The 2,848-nt window shown below is 67.8% G+C and carries 1 protein-coding gene; it reads right to left on the bottom strand.

Annotation, left to right across the window (positions count from 1 at the left end):
- Positions 1 to 2,563 (bottom strand): hypothetical protein (locus ABZ822_RS32515; protein ID WP_360862068.1); only part of this gene is annotated, 2,563 nt, incomplete at its 3' end.
- Positions 2,564 to 2,848 lie beyond the last annotated feature (285 nt).

Genomic DNA, 2,848 nt, shown 5'->3' with positions numbered 1-2,848 from the left:
GCCGCTGCATCTCATCCTGGGTCAGCAACCGCCCCCCATCCTGCTCAGGCAGATCACCCAGCACCGAACGGGCCGTACGCGCCCTCTGCAACTGCTCCCACTCCGGCGCCCCCTGCAACCGAGCACCCCACTCGGTCTCCTGAACAATCGCATCAGTGACCCCCTGAAGTTCCTTGGCGGGAACCTTGCCCCCATCGGGGCCGACACCGTGCCCCTCAGGCACCAGAGGGTCGTAAGGCGTGTGATTGGTCAGCACCGAGAAGAAAGGACGGCCCAGAAGCTGCACCAGATTGCTGGTGTTGGCACCCTCCAGAACAGCAGGCAGCGAACCCAGCTGATACACCTGCCGGAACACGTCCTGCCGCAACTTCCCACCGTCCACCACCAGGACCTCATCAGGACCCAGAGCAGCAATACGCTCCCCCAGATCCGCATCCCCCAGCCCCGCATACCCCAGCCACTCCGCACGGTGACGCGGAGCGAACGGCACCATCGCATCACCGAAAGTGATCACCACCGACGGCTTGCCGAGCCCCGCCCCATGCAACCCCGAAGCCAACGTGCCCACAGCCGAAGCACGACCAGGCGCATCCACATTGTGCAGACCGTAGACCGGCATCACATCGACCCGGCCATCCCGCACCGCGTCCGCCACAGCCCGCAGACCCTCACCCCGAACACCACCCACCTGCTCGGCGATCAGAACATCCAACTCCGGCCCACTCAACTTCGGAACACCGAAGCGATACAGCGCCCTACCCCTCGGAATCAGCCCCGAACCCGCCTCCCCCTCCAAGGCATGCACCGTGACCGGGGCACCCGCACCCGCCCGGCTGTAGACCATCCGCGACGATTCACCCCACGCATACGGCTTCAGCACAACCGCCTGATCCGCACCTACAAAATCCAGGAACTCCCTCGCCGTGTCAGGGTCACCGTCAAGACGGTCACTCGCCGCCACCAGAACCAAAGAACCCTCGGCCCCCACCCCCCGAACACCCGGACCCGACGACCCCGACCCGAACTCACCCGTGTGCCAATCAACCCGCTCACGCATCGACTCCGGCACCAGCAACCGCAACCGCTCCTGCACACTCCCCGGAGCAACCACCGTGATACGACCCGGATAACCCAGTTCGGACAACGAGTCCATCAACATCGTGGCCGCCGCCTGATGACCGTAGTTCGCGGCGTCATCCACGACCACCGTCACACCAGGCAACGCAGCCAGCCCATCACGCACCGAACGCCGCAGATCCACCTCCAGATCCGACGGCACAACCCCACCCCGAAGAACGGCGATACGCTCACGCAACCGCTGCTGCTCCTCAGCAGACACACCCGGCGTGAACATCCTCTGCCAAGTCCTGAACTCCGAGGACTCGACACCACCCGGCACTCCCGAGGACAGACCAGCCGACGACGCGGCGGATGACGGACCAGCCACGGAAACACCCGTAGACCGACCCGCTCCAGACCGCATCCCCGACTCAGACGACGAGGACACAACCGGCACCGCACGGGCCGGACCCGAAGACGCGAACGAACCCTTGAGCGCTTCGAACGCTGCTACCAGCTCCACAGCAGGATTCGTGGGCGGCGCAAAACGAAGACCCTGCGGAGCCTCATCGACAGACGGCGACGGAACGAATGGCGGGGACTGCAGCTCCTCCTCGGCCCGGTCCCACAACTCCCGGAAAGCCGTCCAGGTCTCGTTCTCCTCCTGCACCGCGACGAAGGGGTTGGCTCGATCGCCCGTCTCCTGCGGGGGCCCGTAAAGCCGCTCCAGCAGGGGCAGCAGGCCGGGCTCGTGCTGCCGTACCCAATTCACGCCGTTGTTGCGGGGAGCTCCGGTGTACGGGTCGGTGCCCGTGTTCGTGCCCAGGTAGGCGTTGGTGAGCTGGGCGAAGTACTCGTACTTGTCACGGGAGGAGTAGTTGGGACCGGGACGGACGCCGGAGGGGTCGAGCAGTGGACCGTCCGGCCAGTGCGCGGCCGTGCCTTCGGCCACCCTGGCCCGGTAGGCGCTCTCGATGAGCGCGCGGTCGGCCGTGCTGAGGCCGCTCTCGTGGATGGCGTGGGCGATCTCGTGGGTGGTGGTGGAGTAGCCGTCCGGGTGGACACCGTCGCCGGGCACCACGGTGGTCTCGCCCAGCAGGTTCTCCTCGGTGACCGCGACCTGGCGGTTGTGGTTGAGGCCGCGCACGGTCTCGATGGCTCGTCCTCCGGCGTCGGCGCCGCTCAGTGCGGCGAACGGGCCGAGCGAGGTCAGCGGGGCGTCCCGGGGGACCACGATCATCCGGACGCCGCGGCTCACCAGGCGCTCGGCCACCTCGGGGTCGGCCAGCATGCCGGCGATCCGCCTCTGCACCTCAGCCCGGGCGGAGACGGGCTGTTCGACTCCCTCAGGCACCCGTACCAGGAGCTGGGCGGCCGTGTCGGCGAAGTCCGCAGGCGGCAGCTGTGCCCGCAGGTTGGCGATCAGCTCCCTGTCCGCAGCCAGTGCGTCCAGTTGGGCGGGCGGCAGCAGTGTCAGTTCCCGGGTCCGGTCCTCGGACGTCATCGCCGGCAGCCGGGCGGCGAGGTCATCGGCGGGAGCGGGGAGCCCGGTGGTGTCGGGTGTCTGCGTCGTGGGCGGGGCGTGTGCGGCGGGTGGCTCCTGGACGGTCGTGATGTCTCGATGTGTGGGGGGTGCCGCGAGGAGATCCGCGAAGTCCCCGAAGTCTTCCGAGTCCGAGGCCGTGTCCGAGGTGGTGTCCGAGGTGGTGTCCGCGGGCTCGGTGGTCTGGGGCGGAGTGGTTGAGGTGGTTGGCTGCTGCTGGTGGACGGTCGGGACGGTGCTGCCTGG

Origin of the sequence: Streptomyces sp. NPDC047108, assembly GCF_040643575.1 — a bacterium.
Taxonomy (GTDB): Bacteria; Actinomycetota; Actinomycetes; order Streptomycetales; family Streptomycetaceae; genus Streptomyces.
Note: the sequence above shows the minus strand (reverse complement) of the source record. Positions and strands in the feature narration are given on the sequence as shown.